Annotated in this window: 18 protein-coding genes and 1 pseudogene; 12 read left to right on the top strand and 7 right to left on the bottom strand. The window is 69.2% G+C overall.

All coding sequences use genetic code 11. From position 1 onward, the window contains the following. Window positions 1-264: 264 nt before the first annotated feature. The 10 genes from J3S89_RS07550 (at window position 265) to J3S89_RS07505 (ending at window position 11,885) form a co-directional block, all read left to right on the top strand. Window positions 265-486 carry a restriction endonuclease subunit S domain-containing protein gene (locus tag J3S89_RS07550; RefSeq protein WP_217926886.1) on the top strand — a complete coding sequence of 74 codons (222 nt, stop codon included), beginning with the start codon at window positions 265-267 and terminating at the stop codon, window positions 484-486. Next, window positions 483-1,418, top strand: coding sequence for a restriction endonuclease (locus tag J3S89_RS07545; protein WP_217926885.1), 936 nt, complete (start codon window positions 483-485; stop codon window positions 1,416-1,418). The genes J3S89_RS07550 and J3S89_RS07545 overlap by 4 nt, the downstream gene beginning before the upstream one ends. Before the next feature lie 102 nt (window positions 1,419-1,520). Then, entirely contained in the window at window positions 1,521-2,000 is a 480-nt protein-coding gene (locus tag J3S89_RS07540) for a hypothetical protein (protein ID WP_217926884.1), read from the top strand. 393 nt (window positions 2,001-2,393) lie between these two features. Continuing rightward, window positions 2,394-3,107 (top strand): response regulator, encoded by a 714-nt coding sequence (locus J3S89_RS07535; protein WP_230488983.1) that lies wholly within the window; start codon window positions 2,394-2,396, stop codon window positions 3,105-3,107. Between the two features lie 8 nt (window positions 3,108-3,115). Further along, entirely contained in the window at window positions 3,116-4,450 is a 1,335-nt protein-coding gene (locus J3S89_RS07530; protein WP_217926882.1) for an ATP-binding protein, read from the top strand. 82 nt (window positions 4,451-4,532) lie between these two features. Next, the gene (locus J3S89_RS07525) at window positions 4,533-6,161 is read left to right on the top strand and encodes an efflux RND transporter periplasmic adaptor subunit (RefSeq protein ID WP_217926881.1); all 1,629 of its coding nucleotides are present in this window, start codon (window positions 4,533-4,535) and stop codon (window positions 6,159-6,161) included. Between the two features lie 6 nt (window positions 6,162-6,167). Continuing rightward, complete coding sequence (locus tag J3S89_RS07520) at window positions 6,168-9,317, top strand: efflux RND transporter permease subunit (protein ID WP_217926880.1); 3,150 nt, start codon at window positions 6,168-6,170, stop codon at window positions 9,315-9,317. A gap of 18 nt (window positions 9,318-9,335) precedes the next feature. Then, window positions 9,336-9,719: a hypothetical protein gene (locus tag J3S89_RS07515; protein WP_217926879.1), complete on the top strand. Its 384-nt coding sequence runs from the start codon at window positions 9,336-9,338 to the stop codon at window positions 9,717-9,719. Window positions 9,720-9,774: 55 nt separating this feature from the next. Continuing rightward, window positions 9,775-10,254 (top strand): DUF411 domain-containing protein, encoded by a 480-nt coding sequence (locus J3S89_RS07510; RefSeq protein WP_217926878.1) that lies wholly within the window; start codon window positions 9,775-9,777, stop codon window positions 10,252-10,254. A 56-nt stretch (window positions 10,255-10,310) separates the two neighbouring features. Beyond that, on the top strand, window positions 10,311-11,885 hold the full coding sequence (locus J3S89_RS07505) for a multicopper oxidase family protein (RefSeq protein ID WP_217926877.1): 1,575 nt from the start codon (window positions 10,311-10,313) through the stop codon (window positions 11,883-11,885). A 361-nt stretch (window positions 11,886-12,246) separates the two neighbouring features. Here the strand turns inward: J3S89_RS07505 and J3S89_RS07500 are convergent, their stop codons facing one another. The 7 genes and pseudogenes from J3S89_RS07500 to J3S89_RS07470 form a co-directional block, all read right to left on the bottom strand. Then, window positions 12,247-13,311 (bottom strand): ethylbenzene dehydrogenase-related protein, encoded by a 1,065-nt coding sequence (locus tag J3S89_RS07500; RefSeq protein WP_217926876.1) that lies wholly within the window; start codon window positions 13,309-13,311, stop codon window positions 12,247-12,249. Window positions 13,312-13,347: 36 nt separating this feature from the next. Continuing rightward, window positions 13,348-13,962 carry a cytochrome b/b6 domain-containing protein gene (locus tag J3S89_RS07495; RefSeq protein ID WP_217926875.1) on the bottom strand — a complete coding sequence of 205 codons (615 nt, stop codon included), beginning with the start codon at window positions 13,960-13,962 and terminating at the stop codon, window positions 13,348-13,350. Further along, a complete protein-coding gene (locus tag J3S89_RS07490) occupies window positions 13,959-14,948 on the bottom strand; it encodes a cytochrome c3 family protein (protein ID WP_217926874.1) in 990 nt (329 codons plus the stop codon). Before J3S89_RS07490 ends, J3S89_RS07495 begins: the two co-directional genes overlap by 4 nt. 149 nt (window positions 14,949-15,097) lie before the next feature. Then, window positions 15,098-16,477 carry a sigma-54-dependent transcriptional regulator gene (locus J3S89_RS07485; RefSeq protein WP_217926873.1) on the bottom strand — a complete coding sequence of 460 codons (1,380 nt, stop codon included), beginning with the start codon at window positions 16,475-16,477 and terminating at the stop codon, window positions 15,098-15,100. Beyond that, complete coding sequence (locus tag J3S89_RS07480; RefSeq protein ID WP_217926872.1) at window positions 16,474-18,270, bottom strand: ATP-binding protein; 1,797 nt, start codon at window positions 18,268-18,270, stop codon at window positions 16,474-16,476. Before J3S89_RS07480 ends, J3S89_RS07485 begins: the two co-directional genes overlap by 4 nt. Before the next feature lie 219 nt (window positions 18,271-18,489). Further along, entirely contained in the window at window positions 18,490-19,041 is a 552-nt protein-coding gene (locus tag J3S89_RS07475; protein WP_217926871.1) for a hypothetical protein, read from the bottom strand. 61 nt (window positions 19,042-19,102) lie between these two features. Continuing rightward, a pseudogene (locus J3S89_RS07470) lies at window positions 19,103-20,248 on the bottom strand (IS3 family transposase). 626 nt (window positions 20,249-20,874) lie between these two features. On the opposite strand from J3S89_RS07470, the gene J3S89_RS07465 reads away from it, so the two are divergent. Together J3S89_RS07465 and J3S89_RS07460 are read left to right on the top strand one after the other, a co-directional pair. Further along, entirely contained in the window at window positions 20,875-23,766 is a 2,892-nt protein-coding gene (locus J3S89_RS07465) for a DUF2339 domain-containing protein (protein WP_217926870.1), read from the top strand. Then, window positions 23,763-25,103 carry a DUF3999 domain-containing protein gene (locus tag J3S89_RS07460; protein ID WP_217926869.1) on the top strand — a complete coding sequence of 447 codons (1,341 nt, stop codon included), beginning with the start codon at window positions 23,763-23,765 and terminating at the stop codon, window positions 25,101-25,103. The genes J3S89_RS07465 and J3S89_RS07460 overlap by 4 nt, the downstream gene beginning before the upstream one ends. Window positions 25,104-25,120 lie beyond the last annotated feature (17 nt).

The raw sequence follows: 25,120 nt of genomic DNA, 5'->3' as shown, positions 1-25,120 counted from the left end.
ACAACACCCTCCGCCCCCATTCGAGCCTCGGCGGCCTCGCGCCGTCGGTGTTCGCCACCCGGTCCGATCAGGGCCAGATCACCGCCGGACCAAACTTATGACCGGCAGGAAAATGGGGAGCACGTCAATCAGCTTGTGGGGCGTGGTGCGTTTCCTACGATTGATATGCCCGACACGTCCTTCCCGGATACGATGATCGCTCTGCGAGGAGTGTGGTCGCGCCTCGACCCGGCTTACCTCTCCGCTCTGTGGGCAACCGCCTTCATGCGTGCGCAGATCGAAGGAGCGGCACGAACGACGAACGGGACCTTCAAGATCAGCCAAGAAGCGATCTCCAAATTCCGGGTCCTTCTTCCCCCCTTGCCCCTCCAAACCGCCTTCGCCGAACAGGTGACCCGCATCGAGGCCGTCGCCCGAGCCCTCGATGCCGCCGCCGCCAAGGCCGAGGCGATGGCCGCAGCGCTTTCCGCCGAGGTGTTCGGATGACCGCACTCGTTCAACCCACCGACACGATCCCCGACTATCAGAGCCTGATGCTGCCGGTCCTGCGGGCGGCCGTGGGCGGCGAGGTCCGGATCGGCGAAGTCGTCGCCCGGCTCGCCGACGCCCTCGCCCTCAGCGAAGCCGCACGGACGCAGTCGATCCCCTCCGGCGGCCAGACGCTCTTCGGCAACCGGGTGCACTGGGCCAAGACCTATCTCGCCAAGGCCGGTCTCGTGGAGAACACCCGGCGCGGCCACTTCCGCATCACGCCGCGCGGGACCGACGTCCTCGCCACCGATCCGGAGCGGATCGACAACCAGTTCCTCGGGCGCTTCGCCGAGTTCCGCCAATTCGTCGCCGCCCCGACCGAGACCGGCACCGCAGAAGCCCCGGCCGCTCCGACCGCCACGGCGGATCAGACGCCCGACGAGGTGATGCGCGCCGCGCACCGGCGCATCGAGATGGCGCTCGCCAAGGATCTCGTCGATCGCGTCCGTACCGCCCCACCCGAATTCTTCGAGCGCCTGATCGTCAAGCTCCTCCTCGCCATGGGTTACGGCGGCTCGGCCGAACAGGCGGGCCGTTCGCTGGGGCGCAGCGGCGACGGTGGCGTCGACGGCGTCATCGATCAGGATGCCCTCGGGCTCGATCGCGTCTACATCCAGGCCAAGCGCTACGCCGAAGGCAACACCGTCGGCGCCGGGGCGATCCGCGACTTCTTCGGCAGCCTCGACCGCCACAAGGCGACCAAGGGCCTGTTCGTCACCACCTCGACCTTCACCGCCGACGCCCGCCAGACCGCCGAATACCTGAGCAAGCGCATCGTCCTCGTCGACAGCGACCAACTCGCCACCCTCATGGTCCGCTGGAACATCGGCTGCCGGATCGAGGAGACCCTGCACCTGAAGCGGCTCGACGAAGACTTCTTCGAGTGAGGTGGTCCGGGCGGGAACCGGACGGCGGTCTCGTGCAACCGGGTGCAATGCGCCCGATCCGGGTGAAAGGTCGACGGCGAGTCGACCCGTCGGGAGGAAGACGTGCAGCCAATCCTCTTGAGTCGGTTCCGCGAGTTGCTCCTGCTTCGCGGAGAGACGGCCAAGCTCGCGCCGGAGACCCTCCTGGCCTCGAACGGGCGGGATGAACTCTTCTATGTCCCCTTCGAGTACGTGAACCGATCCGCGCGCCTCGTCATCGTCGGCATCACCCCCGGGCCGAACCAGATCGCCGAAGCCTATAAAGCCGTCCGAGCACAACTTCGCGTAGGAGCCGACGAAGATACCGTTCTGCGTGAAACCAAGCGCATCGGCTCATTCGGCTCCCCAACGATGAGACCCAACCTCGTCAAGATGCTCGATGCGATGGGCTTTTCCGAGCTGCTGGGTCTCCGATCGTCCGCGGCGCTCTGGGAGGAGGCCTTCGTCGTGAACGTCAGATGGAAGGCATCGCCAAGGCGAAGCGCGAGGGCAAGTACAAGGGGCGTCGCCGGCTTTTGGTATCAGAGGACGTTGCTCGACTAGCCGCCGAGGGACATGGCCCGACTGCCATTGCGAAGACGCTCGGTATCGGTGTTGCGACCGTTCACCGCCGCATTGCGGAGCAGCGCACGGGAACCCGTTGTTCCGCGTAGTAATATTCCCTCGAGGCTGTTGATTTCGGGCCCGCCGCCAAGGCTGCAGTCCAACCTGCGCGGACGTCCGTGCAACTGGTTGCACCGCCGCTCGTTTTGACTTGCCGGAATGACCACGACGCGTCCGGCACCCGTCGATCGGCTGCCATTGGCGTCCGAGGGAGGCGCCGCCGGTCTCGGCATCTGCACCTGTGGCCGGTTCGGTGACTGCTTCGGACGCTTGTCGTCGGTCGGAAAATCGGTCACGACGGTGACGGGGCAGAGACCGGAGGCAAGGCGAGACGTGGCGGAGACGCTCGGGTACGACATCCTGCTCGTCGACGACGACGGTGAGATCCGCCGCCTCGTCTCGAAGCTGTTGCGGGAGGACGGCCACCGGGTCACCTCGGTCGGATCCGCCGTGGAGATGCGCGAGGCGATCGCGCGTTGCACGCCCGATCTCGTCCTGCTCGACGTCATGCTGCCCGGCACGGACGGGCTCACGCTGTGCCGCGAGCTGCGCGCCTCCTCGTCCCTGCCGATCATCATGCTCACCGCCAAGGGTGACGACGTCGATCGCATCGTCGGGCTCGAGATGGGCGCCGACGACTATCTCGCCAAGCCGTTCCATCCGCGCGAGCTCCTCGCCCGCATCCGCGCCGTGCTGCGCCGGGCGCGGCCGAGCGAGGGCGGGGGCGCGAAGACCGGACGCGAGATCCGGTTCGCCGGCTGGTGTCTCGACACGGCGCGGCGCGAACTCACCGACCCGCGCGGCGTCGTCATCGATCTGTCGACCGGCGAGTACGACCTGCTCCTCACCTTCCTGGAGACGCCACATCGGGTGCTGAGCCGCGAGCTGCTGCTCGACGCCACCCGAAACCGCGACGCCGAACCGTTCGATCGGGCGATCGACGTCCAGGTGAGCCGGCTACGGCGCAAACTCGAGACCGCCGGCGAGGTGATCAAGACCGTGCGCGGCGCCGGCTATCTGTTCGTTCCCGACGTCGAACGCACGTGAGGGGCTCCATGCGCGCCTTCGCCTCGAGCCTCGCCGCCCGCACCATGCTGGTGTTGTTCCTCGGCATCGGCGCCGTGCATCTCCTCAGCCTGTGGACCTATCGCCATGCCCTCGACCGCGAGGCGGCGACGGCGGACGTGACCCGTCTCGCCGATCGCCTGTTGACCATCCGTCGCGCCGTGATGCGGGTCGTGCCGAGCGAGCGCGAGGCGGTGGCGCACGATCTCTCCGGCGGGCCGATCGATGCCCACTGGAGCCGCAGCGAACACGCGGTCGCCGGCGGGCCGGGCAGCGGCGAACTCGCCGGTCTCGCCGAGCGCTTGGCGACCCTCGGTGACGACCTCGCGCCCGGCGACGTGGTGGTCGGCGCCAACCGCGACCGTCACGACGACCCCCATCTCGCCGCCGTCTCGCTCGCCCTGCCCGATCGGACGTGGATCAACTTTTCGCTGGTCGAGCAGGCGTCCCGCCACGAGGACGGTCACGGCACACTGCTGTCGACCTCGCTGATGGCGCTCGGGGCGATGGTGCTGTCGATGCTGCTGGTGCGTTGGCTGACCCGGCCGCTCCTCGGCTTCGTCGACGCCGCCCGCCACATCTATCGCGGCGGCGAGGCGGTGTCGGTGCCCGAGGACGGACCGACCGAGATCCGCACCCTGGCCGTCGCCTTCAACGAGATGCAGCGGCGGATCAAGCGGATGATCGACGACCGCACCCATGCGCTCGCTGCCGTCAGCCACGATCTGCGCACCCCGATCACCCGCCTCAGGCTGCGCCTCGGCGAGGTGGAGAGCGCGGCGACGCGGGGCGCGATCTCCGGCGATCTCGACGAGATGGAGCGGATGATCGACCAGACGCTCGCCTATCTCTCCGGCGACCGCGACGACGAACAGGTGAAGCCGGTCGACGTCGCCGCCATCCTCGCGACGCTGGTCGACGACCAGACCGACGCCGGCCGCGACGTCGTCCTCGACGGCGACCACGGTGTGGTGGTCGAGGGCCGGCGGCTGGGACTGAAGCGCGCCTTCGCCAATCTCCTCGACAACGCGGTGAAATACGGCGGCCGAGCCGAGATCCGCGTCGCGGCGGAGGCGGGTGGCGTCACCGTCACCATCGCCGACCACGGCCCGGGCATTCCGGCAGCCGATCGCGCCCGGGTGCTCGATCCCTTCGTGCGGCTGGAGCCGTCGCGCAACCGCGACACCGGCGGTTGGGGCCTCGGCCTCGCCATCGCCCGCCGCATCGTCGACAGCCACGGCGGCTCGCTCGAACTCGCCGACAACCCGCCCACCGGCCTCCTGGTGCGCGTCCATCTGCCGGCGGGAAGCTCCCGGCCGGGCTGAAACAATTTGTTACGGAACTGAAATCCTGCGACGGGTGCCATCGGGCAGGGTCACGGTCGGGACACTCCGCATCGGAACCGACATGCACCGCAGCCTCGCCTTCGCCTCGTTCGCCCTCGCCCTCGCCCTCCTCGCCGCTCCTGCGGCCCGAGCCCACGACGGGCACGATCACGGCGCCCCGCCGCCGCCGATCTCGACCACGGTGGCGCCACGCGCCGACGCCTCTTCCGACGATCTCGAGATGGTCGTGGTGGCGCGCGCCGGGGCGCTGGAGATCCTGATCGACCACTTCCGCGACAACCAGCCGGTGACCGACGCGATCGTCGAGGTCGACGGGCCGGCGGGGCTCGTCAAGGCGACGGCCGAGGGCGGCGTCTATCGCCTCCCCGCGCCCTGGGCCGAGCCGGGCCGGACGATCGATCTCGCGGTGACCGTGCAGGCCGGCGACATCGTCGACGTGCTGACGACGACGCTGACTCTGCCGCCGGTCGCGGCGAAGCCGGCCGCCGGATCGGTGGTCATGCCGGCGCGGGCGAGCGACGGCGGACCGGCGGGTGTCGGTGATGTGCTCGGCGGGTGGGGCCTGGCGCTCGCCGGCTTCGCGGCAGGGCTCGCCTTCGCCGGTGCCTTCGGACGGCGCAGGATCGCCACCGCCGCCCTCGCCGGGCTCTTCCTCCTCGGGATCGCGCCGGGATCGCCGGTCGAGGCGGACGAGGCGCGCGATCTCGCCCAACGTCTGCCCGACGGCACGCTGTTCGTGCCGAAGTCGAGCCAGCGCATCCTCGGCCTGCGCACCCTCTTCACCGAGATCGCCGATCACCCGACGACGGTGGAACTGCCCGGCCGGGTCATCCCCGATCCTGACGGATCGGGCGTCGTCCAATCGTCGCTCGCGGGGCGGCTGAAGCCGCCGCCGGGCGGGTTCCCGCGGCTCGGCACGACGGTCGCGGCGGGCGACGTCCTCGCCTATGTCGAGCCGGCGGTGGCGGCGGCCGACGTCACCACCCAGCACCAGCAGGCGCGCGAACTCGACCAGCAGATCGCCCTGATGACGCAACGGCTCGAACGCTATCGCCAGATCACCAACTCGATCGCCCGCGCCCAGATCGAGGACACCGAGGTCGAGCTGACCGGACTGAAGGCGCGCCGCGCCAACCTCGAAAAGCGCGAGCGCGCCTCGGAGGCGCTGGTCGCGCCGGTCTCGGGGGTGGTCGCGGCGCTGGCCGCCACCACCGGGCAGATCGCCGAGCCCAACACCGTCGTCTTCCGCATCGTCGATCCCCGCCGCTTCTGGGTCGAGGCGCTGGCCTATGAGGCGCATGTCTTCGCCGCACGGGCGACCGGCCGGCCGTCGGGCGGCGAGAGCTTCCCGCTCACCTTCGTCGGCAGCGGCCTCTCCGACCGCGCCCAGGCGGTGCCGGTGCATTTCGCGGTCGACGGCGAGGCCAAGGGGCTGCGTGCCGGACAACTCCTCACCGTGTCGGCGAGGCTCTCCGAGACGCGTGGCGGCATCGCGGTGCCGCGCTCCGCGGTGTTGCGCGGCTCGAACGGGCGATCGCTGGTGTGGGAGCACACCAACCCGGAGCGCTTCGTGCCGCGCGAGGTCCGCGTCGAGCCGCTCGACGGCGAGCGCGTGCTGATCGTCGCCGGGGTCGAAGCCGGACGGCGGATCGTCACCGGCGGTGCCGAACTCCTCAATCAGATCCGGTGAGGCGGCATGTTCCAGTTCCTCGTCTCGCAGTCGCTGAAGAACCGGATCTTCGTCGTGGCGATCGCCGCGGCGCTGGTCGTGTGGGGCGCGCTCACCGCCACCCGGCTGCCGGTCGACGTCTTCCCCGATCTCAACCGGCCGACGGTCACCATCATGACCGAGGCCGAGGGGCTGGCGCCCCCCGAGGTCGAGCAGCTCGTCACCTGGCCGATCGAGACGCAGATGAACGGCCTGCCCGGCGTCTCGCGCGTCCGCTCGGTGTCGGGGGTGGGGCTCTCCATCGTCTACGTCGAGTTCGACTGGTCGACCGAGATCTTCCGCAACCGCCAACAGGTCGCCGAGAAGCTGACGCTCGTCCAGGCGCAGCTGCCGACCGGCGTCGTGCCGCAGATGGGCCCGGTCGCCTCGATCATGGGCCAGATCGTGCTGATCGCCGTCACCGGCAGCGACGCGGTCTCGCCGATGGAGCTGCGCGAGACCGCCGACTTCGTCCTCAGGCCGCGGCTCCTCACCATCCCCGGCGTCGCCCAGGTCATCCCGATCGGCGGTGAGGTGCGGCAGTTCCGCGTCTCGCCCGATGCGGCGGCGATGCGGGCGCTCGGCGTCGACCTCGAGCAGATCGAGAAGGCGGTCGCCCGCTTCGGCTCCAACACCGGCGGCGGCTTCACCGACCAGTACAGCCGCGAGTTCCTGATCCGCGCCATCGGACGCACCAAGAGCCTCGCCGATCTCGGCGGCCTCGTCGTCGCCACCGTCGACGGCCGGCCGGTGACGCTCGAACAGGTCGCCACCGTCGATCACGCCGCGAAGCTGAAGCGCGGCGAGGCCGGGTTCATGGGGCGGTCGAGCGTCATCGTCTCGGTGGAAAAGCAGCCGGGCGTCGACACGGTGCGGCTGACCCGCGACATCGAGGCGGCGCTCGCCGATCTCGCCCCGGCCCTCCCGGCGGGGATCACGGCGAAGGACCTCTTGTTCCGGCAGGCGAACTTCATCGAGGCGTCGATCGGCAATGTCGAGAAGGTGCTTCTGGAGGCGGTCGTCGTCGTCGCCTTCGTCCTCTTCGCCTTCCTGCTCAACGTGCGGACCACGGCGATCTCGCTCACCGCCGTGCCGGTGTCGATCCTGGTGACGGCGATCGTCTTCCACCTCGCCGGCCTCACCATCAACACCATGACACTGGGCGGCCTCGCCATCGCCGTCGGCGAGCTGGTCGACGACGCGGTGGTCGACGTCGAGAACATCTTCCGCCGCCTGCGCGAGAACCGCGAAGCGGGCAATCCGCGCTCGATCTTCGACGTGGTGGTCGACGCCAGCCGCGAGGTGCGCTCCGGCATCGTCTACGCCACCATGATCATCGTGCTGGTCTTCGTGCCGCTGTTCTCGCTCGACGGCATCGAGGGCCGGCTGTTCGCGCCGCTCGGTCAGGCCTATGTGGTGTCGATCGCCGCCAGTCTCCTGGTCTCGATCACTCTGACGCCGGTGATGGCCTATTGGCTGCTGCCGGGGATGAAGCGGCTCGATCATTCGGACGGCGCCCTGGTGCGCGTCCTCAAACGGGCGAACGCCCGGGCGCTCGCCTTCGTCTTCGCCCGGCCGGCGCTGCCGCTCGCCGGCGCCGGGCTCGGCGTCGTCCTCGCCGTGGTCGCCGCGACGCAGCTGCCGCGCACCTTCCTGCCGCCCTTCAACGAGGGCACGCTGACCATCAACCTCCTCTTCGATCCCGGCATCTCGCTCGCCGAGAGCCACCGCGTCGGCCTCGTCGCCGAGCGGCTGATCATGGAGGTGCCGGAGGTCAAGCTGGTCGGCCGGCGCACCGGCCGGGCCGAGCTCGACGAACACGCCGAGGGCGTCCACTCCTCGGAGGTCGAGGTCGATCTCCATCCCGGCGGCCGCTCGAAGGACGAGATCGCCGCCGACATCCGCGCCCGCCTCGCGGTGCTGCCCGTCGCCACCAACGTCGGCCAACCGATCTCGCACCGCCTCGACCACATGCTCTCCGGCGTGCGCGCCCAGATCGCGCTGAAGATCTTCGGCGAGGATCTCGACACGATGCGCGCCGTCGCCGCCGAGTTCCGCGAGAAGCTCGCGACCGTCCCCGGCGTCGTCGATCTCCAGGTCGAGAAGCAGGTGCGCATCCCGCAGCTCGAGGTGATCGTCGACTACCGCCGCGCCGCCCTGCACGGGCTGCAGCCGGCGGCCGTCACCGACCAGCTCGAGCGCCTCTCCAACGGCCGCCTCGTCAGCCGCATCGTCGACGGCAATCGCCGCTTCGACGTGGTGGTGCGGCTCGAGGACGACCGGCGCACGACGCAGGCGCTCGGCGACATGCTGATCGAGACCCCCGAGGGCTGGATCCCGCTGCGCCAGATCGCCGACGTGGTCGAGACCGACGGCCCCAACCAGATCCTGCGCGAGAACGGCCATCGCCGGGTCGTCGTCTTCGCCAACACCGCCGGTGGCGCCGACATGGGCGAGGTGATCGGCCGCATCCGCGCCATCGTCGCCGCGACGCGCCTGCCCGAAGGCCTCTCCACCGGGCTCGACGGCACGTTCCGGGCGCAGGAGGAGAGCATGCGCAAGATCGGCCTCCTGTCGATCGTGTCGCTGGTGATGGTGGTCGCCATCCTGTGGAGCCGCTACCGCTCGGCGGTCTTCGTCGGCGTGATCATGGCGAGCGTGCCGCTCGCCCTCATCGGCTCGGTGGCGGCGCTGTGGTTCGCCGGGCAACCGCTGTCGGTCGCCTCGATGATCGGCTTCGTGACGCTCACCGGCATCGCCACCCGCAACGGCATCCTCAAGATCAGCCACATCCTCAATCTGGCGATCCACGAGGGCCTGCCCTTCGGGCCGGAGCTGGTGACGCGCGGCTCGCTCGAACGGCTGACGCCGGTCTTGATGACCGCGCTCTCCGCCGGCGTGGCGCTGCTGCCGCTGATGATCGACGCCCACGCGCCGGGCAAGGAGATCCTCCACCCGGTCGCCGTCACCATCTTCGGCGGCCTCGTCACGGCGACCGCGCTCGACACGCTGGTGACGCCGGTGCTGGTCCTTCTCTTCGGCCGCCGCTCGCTCGAGCGCGCCGTCGCCGAGGCCCGCGCCCAGACCGTGCCGACCGACGCCCTCACCACCCCCACCCGGCCGATCGAGGCCTATTGACCCATCACCGAGGCATCCATGATCCGTCCGTCGACCCTCCTCGCCGCTCTCGCCCTCGCCGCCCTCCTCACCGCAGGCCCGGCCGCCGCCCATCAGCCGCGCCTCGGCCCGCACGGCGGCGCGCTGGTCGACGCGGGAAGCGGACACCACGCCGAACTCGTCGCCGACGGCACCACAACGGTCGCCGTCCATCTCTCCGACATGTCGGATGCGGCGGTGGCGACGACGGGCTTCAAGGCGGAGGCGATCCTCGTCGTCGACGGAAAGCCGGTGCGCTTCGCGCTCGACCCGGCCGAACCGTCGCGCCTCGTCGGCACCGCGCCGGTGCCGGTTCCGAAGGGCGTCAAGGGTGCCGTCCGCATCACCGCACCGGACGGCGCGACCGCGCAGGCGAAGTTCTGAACCCGGACCATCGCGACCGGCGCAATGCGCCGGCCGCTCGCGAAAGGCACGAACCATGATCGAAAGACGCCGCTTCCTCACCCTCATCGGCGGCCTCGCCGTCGCCGCCACCCCGCTCGCCGCGGTCGGCCCGGCGCGGGCGCGACCGGCGATGCGGGTCCACCGCGATCCGAGCTGCGGCTGCTGCGAGGCCTGGGTCGCCCACATGCGCGGCTCGGGCTTCGACGCCCGCATCGAGGCCGCCGCCGACATCGACGCGGTCAAACGCCGCCTCGGCGTGCCGGACGCGCTCGCCTCCTGCCACACCGCCGAGATCGACGGCTACGTCGTCGAAGGCCACGTGCCGGCGGCGGCGATCGAACGCCTCCTCGCCGAGCGGCCGGCCTTCCGCGGTCTCGCCGTCCCCGGCATGCCGATCGGCTCACCCGGCATGGAGACCCCCGGCATGGCGCCCGAGCCGTTCCAGGTCATCGCCTTCGCCGCGAACGGCCGGACGTCCGTCTTCGCCGACTTCCCGCGCGGCTGGGGCGGCTGAGGCGTCCGGCCGCCCGCGCCCGTCCCTCGTCTCCCCCGCCTCCTCGGAGTACCGCCATGACCCTCATCCCTTCGCCCCTCTCGCTCGATCGCCGCCGACTTCTCGTCGGGTCGTCGGCACTGCTCCTCGGCGGACTCGGCGGGCTCGGCCGCGCCCGGGCCGCCGCGCCGCTCCTCACCGTCGGGTCGCGCACGCTCGAGGTGAAGGGAAAGGCGGCGACGGTCTTCGGCCTCACCGGGCCGAACGGACAGCCGGGGCTGGTGGCCCGCGAAGGCGAGCGCTTCGCCGGCGAAGTGGTGAATGCCACCGGCGGGCCGCTGATCATGCACTGGCACGGCCAGGTCTTCGCCGCCTTCGACCAGGACCGCGCGCGCCCCGGCGGCGGCGAGACCCCTGTCGGCGGCCGTGACGTCCACGACTTCCTCCTCACCCCCGGCACCCACTGGATGCATTCGCACCAGATGACCGAGCAGCGCCTGCTCGCCGCGCCGATGGTGACGATCGAGAAGGACGCCGGCGACGTGCAGAACGTGGTCGTCATGCTGCACGACTTCGCCTTCCGCGCACCGGAGGAGATCCTCGCCGAGCTCGGTGGCGGCGGCAGCGCTCATGGCGCCCATGGCGCGGCGGCAGCCCCGGTACAGGACCCGCATGCCGGCCATGGGGCCGCGCCGACCCCGGCGCCGCGATCCGGGGCGATGCCCGGCATGCCGATGGGACAGATGAACGGTCACGCCATGCACGGCCCCGGCGCCATGCCGGGGATGGGACCGGGCATGATGCAGGGGATGGGCCCGGGCGCGATGATGGGCATGATGGGCGCCGCCCCGCATGCCAACGACGTTCGCTACGACGCCCATCTCGCCAACGACCGCACCCTCGACGATCCGCAGGTGGTGCGCGTCGAGCGCGGCGGCCGGGTGCGGCTGCGCCTCGTCAACGGCGCCACGGCGACGGCCTATTTCGTCGACACCGGTGGCCTCGCCGCCGAATGCGTCGCGGTCGACGGCTCACCCTGCCGGCCCCTCGCCGGCACCCGCTTCCCGCTCGCGCAAGGCCAACGCATCGATCTCGTGGTCACCGTGCCGCGCGAGGGCGGCGCCTTCCCGATCCTGGCGCAGGTCGAGGCCGACCGGGCGCTGACCGGCATCGTGCTGGCGACGGCGGGCGCCGAGGTGAAGCGTCTCGGCGACACGGCCGAGACCGCCGCCGCGCACGCCGACCTCTCGCTCGACCAGCGTCTCGTCGCGGCCCGTCCGCTCGCCGTCCGTCCAGCCGATCGCACCTTCCACCTGATGCTCGGCGAGGCGCCCGGCTATCGCTGGACGCTCAACGGCGCGGTGCACGGCGAACACACGCCGCTCGAGGCCAAGGTCGGCGAGCGCATCGAGATCATGTTCATGAACCCCACCTCGATGATGCATCCGATGCATCTGCACGGACATCATTTCCAGGTGGTCGGCAGCCGTGGCGGCCGCTTCGCCGGGCCGATGCGCGATACGGTGATCGTGCCGCCGCACACGCCGGTGGTGGTGGCCGTCGACCTCGACAAGCCGGGCGACTGGTTCCTCCACTGCCACCACCTCTACCACATGGCCACCGGCATGATGACCGAGCTGAAGGTGAGGTGACCGCCGGGTTCGAAGATCGGTGATCACGCTGTGCTCGCGGCAGCCCGATGGCGGGCTGCGAGCCGCAGCGTAGGCTCGCTCGGCTCTGCGATCCTCCGACTCGGGTGTCGTGGTGGTGGTGGGGATGGCGGACGTGCCGAGGACGGCGTGTCATGCAATCGCGGCATGCCCCCTTGTCGAAGCCGTTGGAACGGCCGACCGTCGTCGGCTTGGTCCGCGCCTCCCACATCGAAGGCCCGCGGGTCGGACGTGCCAAGGCGCGCGAAAAACGAACGGGCCGAGCGAGGCTCACGCATCGATCGGCCCGAGGTGGGAGTGGTCGCCGGTGGACGTCTCGCCGCCCGCCGGTCAGGGCGTTCGATCACTTGTCGAAGATCAGATGCAGCGGTTCGCGCACCTGCGAATGGCGGACCTGAGCGTTGTCGAAGAAGGCGACGCCGAAGCCGTAGACCTTGGTGAGGTCGTTGAACTGCACGTCGAACTTCGAGGCGGTGGTCAGCGGACGCTCGATCAGGATCGTCCACTTGCCGGCCTTCCACTTGGCCGAGGTCTTGATGACGCCGCGGTCACCCGTGAAGGGCTCGACCAGGATCGAGGCGACCTCGTCGCCGGCGACGTACTTCGAGTCGTCGAAGGGTGCCTTGTCGGCCTCGCGCAGCCAGTAGGTGCCGCCCTTGTTGGCCGCCTGCCCGGACTTGTTCATGAATTGCGGCTTGCCGTCGACGAGCTTGATGTCGGCATAGCCGCCGCCGGTCTTGGCGTCGGACTTGCGGCCGGCTTCCGGCGATTTCTGCGGGTCGAAGCGGGTGCTGTCGAGATACTGGTTGTCGATCTGGCCGAGGAAGCCGCCGCGGACGTACTTCAGGTGCCAGATGTCGCCGAGCTCACCCTCGTCCTCGGTGTACTTGTTGCCGTAGGACTTGCCCGGTTCACCGGCATGGCACGCTGCCTGGCAGCCGAACTTCTCGTCGAAGCCGAAGATCGACTTGTCGATGTTCCAGATGATGGCGAGTTTGTCCTCGTAGAACTTGTTGTTGTCGCCGCCCTTGTCGTCCGGATCGGTGAGCTTCTTCCACGAACCGTCGGCTTGTTTGACGTAGGGGCTACGGCGCACCGACAGGGTCGGATCGTCGTAGACGAGGCGCAGATAGACCGCCTTGTCGTCATAGGCCGCCTGGACGGTGCCGCCGGTCTCGCCGAGATTGTCCTTGAAGTTCACGCCCTTCTGCGCCTTCACGGCAGTGGCCGGCGCCTTCTCCCACACACCGCTGGCGACGTCGGCGTCGAGCACCGGGGCGGCGGTGGCCTTGATCGCATGGACGGGCACGGGCTTCAGCGGAACCTTCTTCTCTTCTTGCGCCAGGGCGGTGCCGGCGAGGAGCGACAGGGGGAGCACGAGGGCGGCGGTGCGCAGCAGGGTCTTCATGGGTCGCAGTCCTTCTGTTCGGGTGCGCGGCGAGGATCACTCTTCGTGCCAGCCCGTGATCATCATCTTGAAGAGCGAGGTGGGTCGGACACCGGTGGTGCCGAGGTAGATGTGCGCCAACATGAACAGGATCACGGCGGCGCCGGCGAGGTAGTGGAGCATCGCCACCGGCAGGAGGCCGTCGAGACCGAAGATCTTCGCCGGGGCGAGATCGGGAAAGAGGAAGACGACGCCGGTCAGGATCACCACCGGGACGACCACATACATGATCACCCAGTAGACGATGGCCTGGAGAGCATTGAAGTTGGCTTCCTCGGTCGGCGGATAGGGATGGGGCGCGCCCCAGAAGATGCCCCATCCGTAGAAGACGATCTGCTTCCAGCAGCGGGCGAGGACGCCCGGCGGCTTCGGCACGTATTGCCACCAGTTGCCGGTGACGATGTTGGCCAGCACGAAGAAGCCATAGGCGACGAGCAACGCCACGCCGGCGATGTCGTGGATCTTCGCGGCGAGGCTGAAGGGCACGAGATGGAGCCCCGGATCGGCGAAGTGCAGGCTCGCCCCGGTCACCGCCAGCACGATCATCAGCGTCGCGTTGGTCCAATGCCAGATCCGCAGCCACGGCGGCAGGAGATAGATGCGATGGCTCATGACGCCCTCCTGCGGCGGAAGAAGGCCATGACGATCCGCACGGCGCCGTGGCCGAGGAGGCCGAGGACGGTGAGGCCGAAGAGACCGATCACGGCGCGATCGATCAGCGGATGGCGGGTGGCGCCGACCACATAGGCCGAGCCGAGCACGGAAGCGTTGGCGAAGCCGAGATCGCTGCCGACGTTGGTGGCGGCGAAGCGATAGAGCCGCGTGGCCAGCACCGAGTCCTGCGAATGGCAGGTGACGCAGGCCTTCTCCGCCTTGTCCTTGGCCAGGATCTCGTGGGAGGTGGCGAGGCTCTTCACCGGCGACATCGGCGTGTGGCACTCGATGCAGCGCACCGCCGACCAGTGCAGCCGGGGGTTGGGCAGCCAGTCGTGGGTGGCGTAGAGATCGGGCCGGACCTTCTTGGTCGGCAACGCCGCCGAGATGGCGCCATAGCGCAGATCGGAGTTGTGGCAGTCGACGCACATGGCGTTGTCCTGGGCCACGATCTTGCGCGGATCACCGACCTTCGCCGCCACCTTGTAGACGTGGGGGTCGTGGCAGGTCTGGCAGGTGAAGCGGTCCGCCAGGTTCTTGGCGTGGACCGAGTCCTTGAACTGGGTCTCGACCCTCAGCGCCTTGGTGGCGTGGCATTCGCCGCACTCGCTGATCGACTTCTTCGCTTCCGGCGCGTGCGGGAAGGCGACGTAGCCCTGTCCGTGACAGACCTTGCACTCCATGCCGGTGTGGTTGGAACCGTCGAACTGCTTCGGATCGTGGAGAAACTTCGCCAATTCCGCGAGGTTCATGTCGGCGCGCGGCGGGTTCTTCAGGCCGGCTTCGGTGTGGCAGACGTAACACTCGGCGTTCGACTTGCGGATCTTCTCGATCAGGGCGGGATCGGTCGGCGCCGCGCCCTTGACGTCGGCGGCCGTCGCCGCTCCCGGTGCGGTCGCCAGCATAGCGAAGGCGGCAAAGAGCGATTTCGAGGCGGGCCTCATGAGGCGTTCCCCCTTCCGGTCGAAGGGAGAACCGCAAAACCCGGGCCAGTCGGCAAGAATTTCGGAAGTCGCTGTTTCGCGCCGGTTTCCGGGCGCCGCGCCGGGCGTCCCCGAGGCGCTGGGGTGTCACGATTTCGCGACAGGTGTCGTCAATCGATGACGATGCCCCAGCGCTTCATGCGAACGTAGAGGTTCTGCCGCGGGATGCCGGAGAGGCGTGCCGCTTCCGAGACGTTGCCACCGGCCGCGACGAAAAGGCGACGCAGGTAGTCCTGCTCGAAGTCCTCGCGGGCGTCGCGATAGGCGGCGACCTCGCGCCCGCCCGCCCCGGTGCCGGCCGCCGCGGCGGCGGCGGGCACGGCCGCCGGCTCGATCACCGCGGCGACGTGCGAGACGTCGATCGGCCCGCCCGGATGCAGCGCCACCAGCCGCTCGACCGCGTGCTTCAGCTGGCGCACGTTGCCCGGCCACGGCTGGGCCTCGAGCAACCGCAGCGCCTCCGGCGACCACGGGCCGACCACACGGCCGAACTTCGCCTGGAAATGCTCGAGGAAATGGGTGGCGAGCAGCACCACGTCGCCGGCGCGTTCGCGCAGCGGCGGCGGGCGCAGCACCACCACGTTGATGCGGTAGAAGAGGTCCTCGCGGAAGGCGCCGGTCGCCACCAGCCCGGCGAGCGGCCGGTTGGTGGCGGCGATCAGCCGGAAGTCGCTTCGCCGTCGCTCGGTCGAGCCGACGCGCGAGAAGCAGCCGTCCTGGAGGACGCGCAAGAGCGCCGACTGCAGCTTGGGGCTCATGTCGGCGATCTCGTCGAGGAAGAGCGAGCCCCCGTCGGCCTTCTCGATGGTGCCGGCGGTGGTCTTCGCGGCGCCGGTGAAGGCCCCCTTCTCGTAGCCGAAGAGCAGGCCCTCGAGCAGGCTCTCGGGCAGCGCCCCGCAGTTCACGTCGAGATAGGGGCCGGGCGCCCGCCGGCTCTCGGCGTGGATCAGCCGGGCGACGACGTCCTTGCCGGTGCCGCTCTCGCCCTCGAGCAGGACGGTGGTGTCGAGCGTCGCCACTTGCCGGATCTGGTCGACGAGGCGGGCCATCGCCGGTGATCCGGCGATCAGCCTCGGCCCGGCGACGGCCGCCCGCAGCCGATCGATCTCGCGATAGGCGCGGTCCATCTCCAGCGCCTTGTCGATGACGCGCTCCAGGTCGTCGAGATCCTCGAACGGCTTGGTGCGGTAGTCGAAGAGCCCCTCGCGCACCGCCCGCATCGCGTCCTGCACGTCGGCGTGGCCGGTGATCATGATCGCCACCAGTCGCGGCCGCTGGGCGCGGAATTCGCGCAAGAGGTCGAGGCCGTCGGCGTCGGGCAGGCGTTGATCCATCAGGATCAGATTGAAGTCGTCGCTCGCGAAGGCGGCGCGCGCCTCCGCCCCGGTCTCGGCGAGGCGGAGCACTGCGCAGCGCTCGCGCAAGAGCCCGTCGAACAGGGTCCGGGTGAAGTGGTCGTCGTCGACGACGAGAATCCTGGGCTGCGTCATGCGGGCGTTCCGTCCGGCGCTTTCGGGGCGGCAGAGACCGCCTCCGGCAACCACAGAGCAAGAGCCGCACCACCTTGCCGCCGGTTGGCGGCGCCGACCTCGCCCTCGTGCAGCAGCACGATGTGTTGGACCACCGCGAGGCCGAGGCCGGTGCCCTCCTTGCGGGTGGTGAAGAACGGCGTGAACAGCCGGCGCATCGCATCTTCGGAGATCCCCGGCCCGTCGTCCTCGACGGTGAAGCGCCAGCCGGCGCGTCCATCGGCATGGGTGGCCGGCGCCAGAGAGATTCGGACCCACCCGCGTTCGCCGGTCGCCTGCGCGGCGTTGGTGAGCAGGTTGAAGATCGCATGGCCGAGGAGGTTGGGATCGACCACCGCGATCGCCGGCGCCTCCGGCATGTCGCGCTCGACCGAGACCTTGCGGCCGATGCTCTGGTTGAAGAGGGCGAGCGCCTCGTCGGCGACGGTCCTGAGGTCGGTCGACCGGCTGTCGAAGCGGGTCACCCGAGTGAAGTCGAGCATGCGCTTGACGAAGGCGGAGCAGTTCTGCCCGGCCTTGCGGATCTCGCCGAGCATCTCCCTGACCCGATCCGGCTTGTCGATCGAGCGCTCGGCGAGCTGCGCCATGTTGACGACCCCGACCAACGGGTTGTTCAGCTGGTGGGCGATCTCGCCGACCATCGTGCCCATCGCCGAGAGCTTCTCCAACTGGACGATGCGCTGGTGTTCGTCGGAGATCGTCAGCAGGCGACGCTCCAGCTCGTGCTGGCGCCGATAGGCGGCCTCGACGCCGGCGAGCGCCCGGTTGAAGGAGAAGAACACGCCGGCCCCGGCGGCGAGGCTCGCCAGCGTGGCGAGGATCATCCAGTTGGTGAAGGTCGCCTGGGCGCGGCTGCGATCGGCGAAGATCGCCAACACGCCGACCACCCGCCCCGAGGCATCCGCCAGCGGCGCCGTCGCCATCGACAGCGGCCCGTCCGGCGACTGGACGGTACGGATCGATCCGTCGCGCAGCAGGTCCGGGAAGAGCGCCCGTTCTGCGGCGAGCACCTCCCGCGGCGACTGCGACACCAGCACGTGGTCGCCGACCTCGACGAGGCTCGCCGGCTGGCCGGGCATGCGCCGCCCCTGCCGCCACGGCGCCGGTTCGGTCGTGCCGCGGCGGATCAGGGCGTAGAGATGGACGCCGAGCGACAGGCCGGTGTCGGCGAGCAACGGGCCGATCTCCTCGCCGAGCTCGATGAGCCCGATGGTCTCGCCGTCATGCCGCCAGGGCGTCACCGACCGCAGGGTCAGCGTGCCGAAGGCGCCGAGTTCGATGCCGGAACTCGGCCGGCCGGTCTCCGCAGCGGCCTTCATGGTGAAGCGGTCGATGACGTCGCCGTGGCTCTCCGGCTCGTGCAGCCGCAGGAAGTTCACGCGATCGAGGCCGGTGAAATAGAGGTGGGTGATGCGATGGTCTCGATGCAGCGTCTCGAACAGTGGCGCCGCCAGCGTCCTGAGCTTCGCCCGATCCCGCGCCCGGAACGCCCTGGCGATCTCCTCCGACGTGCCGAGACCGGCGACCGTCGCGCGCATCAGGCCGATCGAGGTGTCGATCTTCTGGGCGAGCAGCGTCTCGACCGAATGGACCGCGGCGGAGAATTCGTCGTCGCGGGTGCGCCGCTCGATGACCCAGACGGTCATGACGAAAGCGACGACGACGAAGCCGATCAGCCCGGCGAGCCGCGCCAGGATGTGGCGGCGGACCGGCGGAGCCGCGATGTCGTTGCCGCCGCGCCGGACGAGGGCCATGGACGTATCACCTCGAACCCGATGGAGATTTTCCGCCCTTCAGATAGCACGCACGACGGCCATTGAGGAAACGACTCTCGCACAGGGTCGTCGGACGCGGCGCGTGGTAGGCTTCGAAGCGATCTGCGAAGGTGGGCGCGGCCGCGGTGAACCGAGAGACACACCTACGGTGCTACACGGTCTTGCTGCACAAGTGGTTGTGACCGCGCGTATTTATGTTCAATTTTCAAATAGAACGACGAGCGGCTTCGTCTCCCTCCCTCTCCGCCATTTCAGTCCCAAAGTGGGCACGCCGATTCCCGCCGATTTCCCGCTAGAGACTGAAGTAAGGGCGCGCAGCAGTTCGCCCTTCGATCCCATGATGCGAACATGCTCTTCTCCGACTTCGACGCGCTGGGCAAAAGCGCGCAGATGATCCCGCCGGTAGCCGCCCTCCAGCCTGAGCCGACGCCGCGCGGTCGTGGCGAACTTTCGTAAAACGGCCGGCGTCACCGCCATGCTGCCGGTGCTTTCGAGCATGGCCTGTGCTCGCTCGGAATCGACCTGCGCTTGGTCGCGGAGCGCCCGGAGGGCGACGATGCGCTCCTTCGAAGCCGGATCGTTCAGATCGGCCACGCCCGCTTCGATGGCCTCGTGGAGGCGTTTCAGGCGAAGCTCGGTCTCGGCCGCGCGCCGGTTCAACTCGGCGATATGCTCCCTGCGCCGATCCGCCCGCTCCTCGCGTCGATCGAGGATCTCCTCCAGCCGCTCGGGCTGGAGCAGCCGGTTCACTGAGGTGGTCCCGTCCGGCTGGACAGATTGGCGGCCTTCGTAAGCTTGGGCCTATGGTCCGTCACGCCGCCAGTCTGATGTCGCCGGCCTCCTCGTGGACCTCGACGGGCGTTCGCCCGCCGTGCGTCGAGTGAGGTCGGTCGAAGTTGTAGTAGTCGATCCACCGTCCGATGCCGGCACGGGTTTCCGAGCCGGTCTCGTAGGCACGGAGGTAGACGCACTCGTAATTGGCTTCGCCGGCCTTCGGCTCATCGACCGCCATAGCCGTTCGATGAAGACGTTGTCCATCCACCGGCCCCGCCCCGTCCATGGATATTCGAACGCCTGCGTCGGTCAGAACCTCCGTGAACCGTGGGCTGGTGAACTGGCTGCCCTGGTCGGTGGCGAAGATCTCCGGTCTCCCATGTGTCGCCATGGCCTCCTCGACCGCGGCGATGCAGAAGTCGGCGTCCATCGTGTTCGACAGTCGCCACGCCAGCACTCGCCGGCTCGCCCGGTCCATCACGGCGACGAGGCAGAGGAAGCCGCGGCGCATCGGGATGTCGGTGATGTCGGCGCACCAGACGTGGTTCGGCCGGCGAATGTCGAGATCACGCAGCAGATACGGCCATTTCTTGTGCTCGGGATGCGGGACGGTCGTCTTCGGCCGCCGATAGACCGCCTGCAACCCATCAGCCGCCGGATCCGCTTTCGGCCGACCGTATGGCCGTGCCGACGCAGATGACGAGCCATCTGTCGCGAGCCGTACCACGGCGTTTCCAGAAACCGCTCGTCGATCAGCCGCATCGGCGACAGGTTCAACGCCGTCTCGGCCGCTGCCGGTCCGTAGAAGGTCGAGCGGCTGATGCCGACGAGTTCGCACTGCCGCCGGATCGTGAGCCTGGGGTGGTGGGTTCGATCATCTCGCGCCTCCGGACGACGCTCAGCGTCCGGAGGCTCGTTTCAAAAAATCCCGCTCCACGACGAGTTGGCCGATCATCGCGTGCAGCTTTTCGACCTCGCCATCGCGGGCCGCCTCGAGTGCCTCCGACTTGCCCGAGAAGACATCGGCCATCCGCTCGACCGCCTGCTTCTTCCAGGCGTTGATCATCGTCTGATGGACGCCGGACTTCACCGTCAGCTGCGCCACCGTCGCCTCGCCGCGGATCGCCTCCAGGGCGACCTCGGCCTTGAACTCTCCCGAGTACCGTTTCCGCTTCCCCGTCATCGGGATCGTCCTTCTCTCAGGTCGACCCAAGCTCATCGAACTGCCCGTCGGACGGGGACCACCTCAGTGCGAAAGGGCACGATCGTGGATCGCCGCTCCGGCCGGACCGGCATCGATCACTTGAAATGTTTCACCAAAAGTGGTTGTCCTGCCGGCATTTACTCGACCGTTACGGTCTCCGTCTACGGTCCACGAAAGCTGCGGCATCTCGGGGCTCGTCTCCACCTCCAACGTCATCGGAGACGGATCGTCACCCTGCCGAAGCGCGGCATGAACCATGAACAAGACGGGCGGGATTGCTCATGGAAATCGTCTTCATTGCTCTGCTGTCGTTCTATGTCTTCAAGGTTCATCGGCAGGTGGGGCGCCTTCGGGCGACCGAACGGGAGCTCGCCGACCGGGTCTCCCTCCTTGAACGGCAATCCCGAGAGCTGATCGAACAGTGGGGTGAACCGAAGCCGCTCGTCGTAGGCACCGCCACGTCCCCCACCACACCCGAGGCGACGGCGAGTGAAACGGCGACAGCCGTGCCCGTCGTGGACGAACCTGCGGTGGTGCCCGACGTTTCGACGGCGGCGCCCGAATTCGAGTCGCGACCGGCGACCATGAAGTCTTTCGCGGAGATCGTGTCCAGACCGATCGGCGTCGCACCCTCGACGGAAGCGCCGGAGAGCCGCGGCGCCGGGCCGACCGCGCCGCCGCGCCGACCGGATATCGCCGATGCCGTCGTCGGCTTCGTCCGGGAGTGGCTCTTCGGCGGCAATCTCGTCGTTCGCATCGGCATCGTCGTGTTGTTCTTCGGCGGTGCCTTCCTTCTGAAATACGCCAGCGACAACAGTCTCTTGCCGATCGAACTCCGCCTCGCCGCGACGGCGCTGGCGGCGACGGCTCTGCTCGCCGTCGGTTGGCGTCTCGCCCCGCGGCGGCGCGGCTACGGCCTCACGCTGGAGGGCGGCGGCGTCGGCGTGCTCTACCTCACCGTCTTCGCCGCGGCGCGGCTCTACGATCTGGTGCCGCCGAGTTTCGCGTTTCCGTTGCTGATCGTGGTCTGCGCCCTCGCGGCCTTCCTGGCCGTGCGGCAGGATGCTCTCGCGCTGGCGGTGTTCGGCAGCGTCGGCGGTTTCCTGGCACCGATCCTGATGTCGACCGGCAGCGGCAGCCACATCGGGTTGTTCGGCTATTACGCCGTCCTCGATGCCGGCATCCTCGGCATCGCTTGGTTCAAGGCGTGGCGACCGCTGAACCTCGTCGGCTTCGTGTTCACCTTCACCGTCGGGGCTGCCTGGGGGGCGACGCAGTATCGCCCGGAGATGTTGGTGAGCGTCGAGCTCTTCCTCATCCTCTTCGTCGTGATGTTCGTCGGGATCGCGCTGCTCCATGGATTGCGCCGCGATCTCTCGATCAGGCACTACGTCGACGGCACGCTGGTGTTCGGCGTCCCGATCGCCGCCGCCGGACTGCAGGCGCAGTTGACGAAGGACATCCCTTTCGGCCTCGCCTTCAGTGCCGCGGGCCTCGCCACCTTCTATCTCGCCGTCGCCGGGGTGCTCAGGCGACGGCCCGAAGCCCGTCCGTTGTTCGAGGCGATGCTCGGCGTCGGCATCGTCTTCGCCACTCTGGCGATCCCCTTCGCCTTCTCCGGCACGACCACCGGCGCGGCCTGGGCGATCGAGGGCGCGGCGCTGGTCGGCCTCGGCCTGCGACAGGGGCGGGCGAGCCAGTTCTGGTTCGGCCTCCTGATGCAGGTCGCCGGCGCCATCGCCGTGCTCACCGCGCACCGCGTTTCGAACCAGTTCTTCGCCGTCGAGTTGGTGCCGTTCCTCAACGGCGATTTTCTCGCCCGCAGCCTCGTCGCCGTGGCGGCCTTCTTCACGGGCTGGATGCTCCACACCCGTGGGCGCGTCGCATTCCTGCCGGAGGGAGGGGCAGCCGGCGCCGCCGTCTGGCCGTTGGCCTGGGCCCTGCTGTGGTGGGTCGGCGGCGGTCTCGTCGAGGCCGATCGCTTCGCCTACGTCGTCGCCGGCGTGCGCCGCGCCGTCGACCTCGTCGCCTCGCGGGAACACGCCCGCGATCTCCTGATCGCGGCTCTGCTCGTCTTCTTCGCACTGAGCGCGGTGCTGCTCGACGTCCTGAGCCGTCGGCTCGATTGGGGCGCGGTGCGTCGGCCGACGCTCGCCCTCGTGCCGGCCGTGACCGTGGTGATGATGCTGGCGGTCGAGTTGCCGTCGCCGCTCGCCGGCTGGCGCGTGCTCGGCGTGCTCGTCGCCTTCACCGTCGCCTACGGATTGCTGCGTCGACAGGAGGCGAGGGTACCCGAGCGCCTGTCGGCGGCGCTCCATGCGTTGGCCTTCTTCGACATCTCTCTTCTCGTCTGCATCGAAGCGATCCACCAGCTCGGCGCGGTTCTGCCATCGGACACTTGGCGCTTCGCCGCCGATGGGGCGTTGCCGGGTCTCCTGCTGCTGGTGCTCTCGCGATGGGGTCACCGCCTCGCCTGGCCGATCGGCCGGTATCCCGTCGCCCATCAGGTCTGGGCGGCGACGCCCGGGGCGGTCTACCTGATCCTTTGGGGAGTGCTCGGGCTGGCAAGCGACGGCAACGACCAGCCGCTCGTCTGGTTGCCGATCCTGAACCCGCTCGATCTCGCGGTGGTGCTGGTCGGGTTGGCGCTCGTCGCCTTCCATCGCCGCTTGGCCGCACTCGGTCAGCCTTTCCCTGCTTCGGCGAACATATTGGGTCTCTTCGCCGGCTTGGCGGCCCTCTGGGGCGCCTTCTGGCTGCGCGTTTTGCATCACGGCTTCGGCGCGCCCTATCACCTGCCCGAGGCGTTGATCCCCTTCGATCATCAGCTCGGGGCGATCGTCGTCTGGTGCGGATTCGTCGCCGCCGCGCTTCGCTTGTCGCGCGACACGAGCGGGCGACGCTCGGTGACGATCGGGGCCGGCGCGATCCTCGTCGGCGTCTGGCTCTGGGTGTTCGCGGCAGGCCTCGTCGCCGACGGCGGTCGCTGGACGGTGGTGCCGCTCGCCAATCCCTTCGATCTGGTGCAGGGACTCGTCTGGGGCGTGACCGCGATCTGGCTCGCCCGGTCGAAGCGGGACGGCCTGCCGGTCGAGACCTATGCTCGGGAGATCCGCGCCGCGGCGATCGCCATGGGCTTCCTGTGGATCAACGCCATGCTTCTGCGCGGTCTGCACCATTGGGGCGACATTCCCTACACACCGTTCGATCTGGCGCGCTCGACCGTGGTGCAGGCGACCCTGTCCATCTTCTGGACGATCTGCGCCCTGATCGTCATGGTCGGCGCCTCTGTGAAGGGGCTGCGCCCGGTGTGGTTCGTCGGGGCGGGGCTTCTCGGCGCGACGATCGCCAAGCTGTTCGTGTTCGATCTGTCACACCTCGAAGGGGTGACGCGGATCATTGCCTTCATCGGCATCGGCATGTTGCTGCTCCTGATCGGATACTTCTCGCCGTTGCCGCCGAAGGTCGCTGCGCCGAATGGGGAGAGCGCATCATGAGACGGATCGGCCCTCTCGGCGCTCTGGTCCTATTCGCCCTGTCCGGCGCGCAGGCGGCGGAGCCTCGCCTCGAAATCCGCCACGCCCTGGAGATCTCCGGCGACACGGGCTTTCACGCCTTCGTCGTGCCGCCGCAGATCTACGCCGAGAGCCGTGCGGCCGGTCTCGGTGATCTCGTCGTCCGCAACGGCGCCGGCGAGAAGGTGCCGTTCACGTTCGAGACGCCGAAGCCGGCGCCGACCGAGGAACCAGCCGAGACGCGCGACGTCAGATGGTTCGAAGTGCCTCTCTCGCTTCCGGCGGAAGTTCGTCCAGGAAGCGGCCTGGCCATCCGCCCGGACGGTACGCTGGTGGCTGTCGGCTCGCCCGTCTCTCCCGGTCAACCGCAGCGGATCGACGTGGTCGACCTCGGCAACGGCAGTGATCTCGCCCGGACGCTGAAGTTCGATCTCGCGCCGGCGCCCTATCAGGGACGGGTGAAGATCGACGCCGCCGTCGATCTCGAGCACTGGTTTCCGGTCACAGAGGTGACGCTGACCCGCCTCGGCGAAGGCGACGATGTCATCGAACGGAGCCGGGTGAGCCTGTCGGTCGGCGGGGCGCGCTACCTGCGCCTGCGCTGGGTCGATCCCGCACCGGCGATCCGGCGGCTCTCGGTCGGTTACGCGGCGCGCGACCCGGAACCGGCGCGAGATTGGATCCGGAACATTCCGGTACGCGAGGTCGAGGACGGCGTCTACGAATTCGACGCCGGCGGTCGCGCCCCGGTCGATCGAGTGCTGGTGCATCCGCCGCAGGCCAACACGGTGGCGGCAGTGCGCCTGTCGTCCCGCACCGACGTCTCTGCCCCCTGGCGCTTCGCCGGGCTCGGTCCGGTCATGGTGGTGAAGACCGGGGTCGAGGAGGCGACCGTCAGACCGATCGCGGTCGCACCGACCGGCGATCGGCTGTGGCGCATGCAGGTCGACACGCGATCGGGTGGCTTCGGCAAGGGTGAGCCGACGGTCGACATCGGGTGGCAACCGGCGACCGTCACCTTTCTGGCGCGCGGCGCCGGACCGTTCGAACTCGCACTCGGTGGGGTGGGCGGGCCGTCCGGAGCGATGCCCAGGGCGGCCTTGCTGCCGCCGGGCGATGTAGCGATCGGCGTCGCCCGGCTCGGTGCCCGGCTCGATCCGACATCCCAGCCGCCGATCTCGTCCGAGGGCGGCGACGTGATCCGGCGCATGTTGCTGTGGATGGCGCTGATCGTCGCGGTGGCGTTCCTCGCCTTCATGGCGCGGCAGATGATGAAGGATCCGCCCTCTCCGTCGGACACTACGACACCTCCGGTTTGACTCACTCGACGGCGGTC

This window comes from Pinisolibacter aquiterrae (genome assembly GCF_019160155.1).
Lineage (GTDB): Bacteria > Pseudomonadota > Alphaproteobacteria > Rhizobiales > Ancalomicrobiaceae > Pinisolibacter > Pinisolibacter aquiterrae.
The sequence above is the reverse complement of the archived record's forward strand: the minus strand, read 5'-3'. Positions and strand labels throughout refer to the sequence as shown.

What these genes read in the sequence shown, in the direction of transcription:
- J3S89_RS07510 (WP_217926878.1), top strand. Translation starts at nt 9,775, where the DNA reads ATGATCGAAAGACGCCGCTTCCTCACCCTCATCGGCGGCCTCGCCGTC.
- J3S89_RS07520 (WP_217926880.1), top strand. Translation starts at nt 6,168, where the DNA reads ATGTTCCAGTTCCTCGTCTCGCAGTCGCTGAAGAACCGGATCTTCGTC.
- J3S89_RS07485 (WP_217926873.1), bottom strand. Translation starts at nt 16,477, where the DNA reads ATGACGCAGCCCAGGATTCTCGTCGTCGACGACGACCACTTCACCCGG.
- J3S89_RS07490 (WP_217926874.1), bottom strand. Translation starts at nt 14,948, where the DNA reads ATGAGGCCCGCCTCGAAATCGCTCTTTGCCGCCTTCGCTATGCTGGCG.
- J3S89_RS07480 (WP_217926872.1), bottom strand. Translation starts at nt 18,270, where the DNA reads ATGGCCCTCGTCCGGCGCGGCGGCAACGACATCGCGGCTCCGCCGGTC.
- J3S89_RS07515 (WP_217926879.1), top strand. Translation starts at nt 9,336, where the DNA reads ATGATCCGTCCGTCGACCCTCCTCGCCGCTCTCGCCCTCGCCGCCCTC.
- J3S89_RS07545 (WP_217926885.1), top strand. Translation starts at nt 483, where the DNA reads ATGACCGCACTCGTTCAACCCACCGACACGATCCCCGACTATCAGAGC.
- J3S89_RS07495 (WP_217926875.1), bottom strand. Translation starts at nt 13,962, where the DNA reads ATGAGCCATCGCATCTATCTCCTGCCGCCGTGGCTGCGGATCTGGCAT.
- J3S89_RS07530 (WP_217926882.1), top strand. Translation starts at nt 3,116, where the DNA reads ATGCGCGCCTTCGCCTCGAGCCTCGCCGCCCGCACCATGCTGGTGTTG.
- J3S89_RS07500 (WP_217926876.1), bottom strand. Translation starts at nt 13,311, where the DNA reads ATGAAGACCCTGCTGCGCACCGCCGCCCTCGTGCTCCCCCTGTCGCTC.
- J3S89_RS07460 (WP_217926869.1), top strand. Translation starts at nt 23,763, where the DNA reads ATGAGACGGATCGGCCCTCTCGGCGCTCTGGTCCTATTCGCCCTGTCC.
- J3S89_RS07525 (WP_217926881.1), top strand. Translation starts at nt 4,533, where the DNA reads ATGCACCGCAGCCTCGCCTTCGCCTCGTTCGCCCTCGCCCTCGCCCTC.
- J3S89_RS07505 (WP_217926877.1), top strand. Translation starts at nt 10,311, where the DNA reads ATGACCCTCATCCCTTCGCCCCTCTCGCTCGATCGCCGCCGACTTCTC.
- J3S89_RS07550 (WP_217926886.1), top strand. Translation starts at nt 265, where the DNA reads ATGCGTGCGCAGATCGAAGGAGCGGCACGAACGACGAACGGGACCTTC.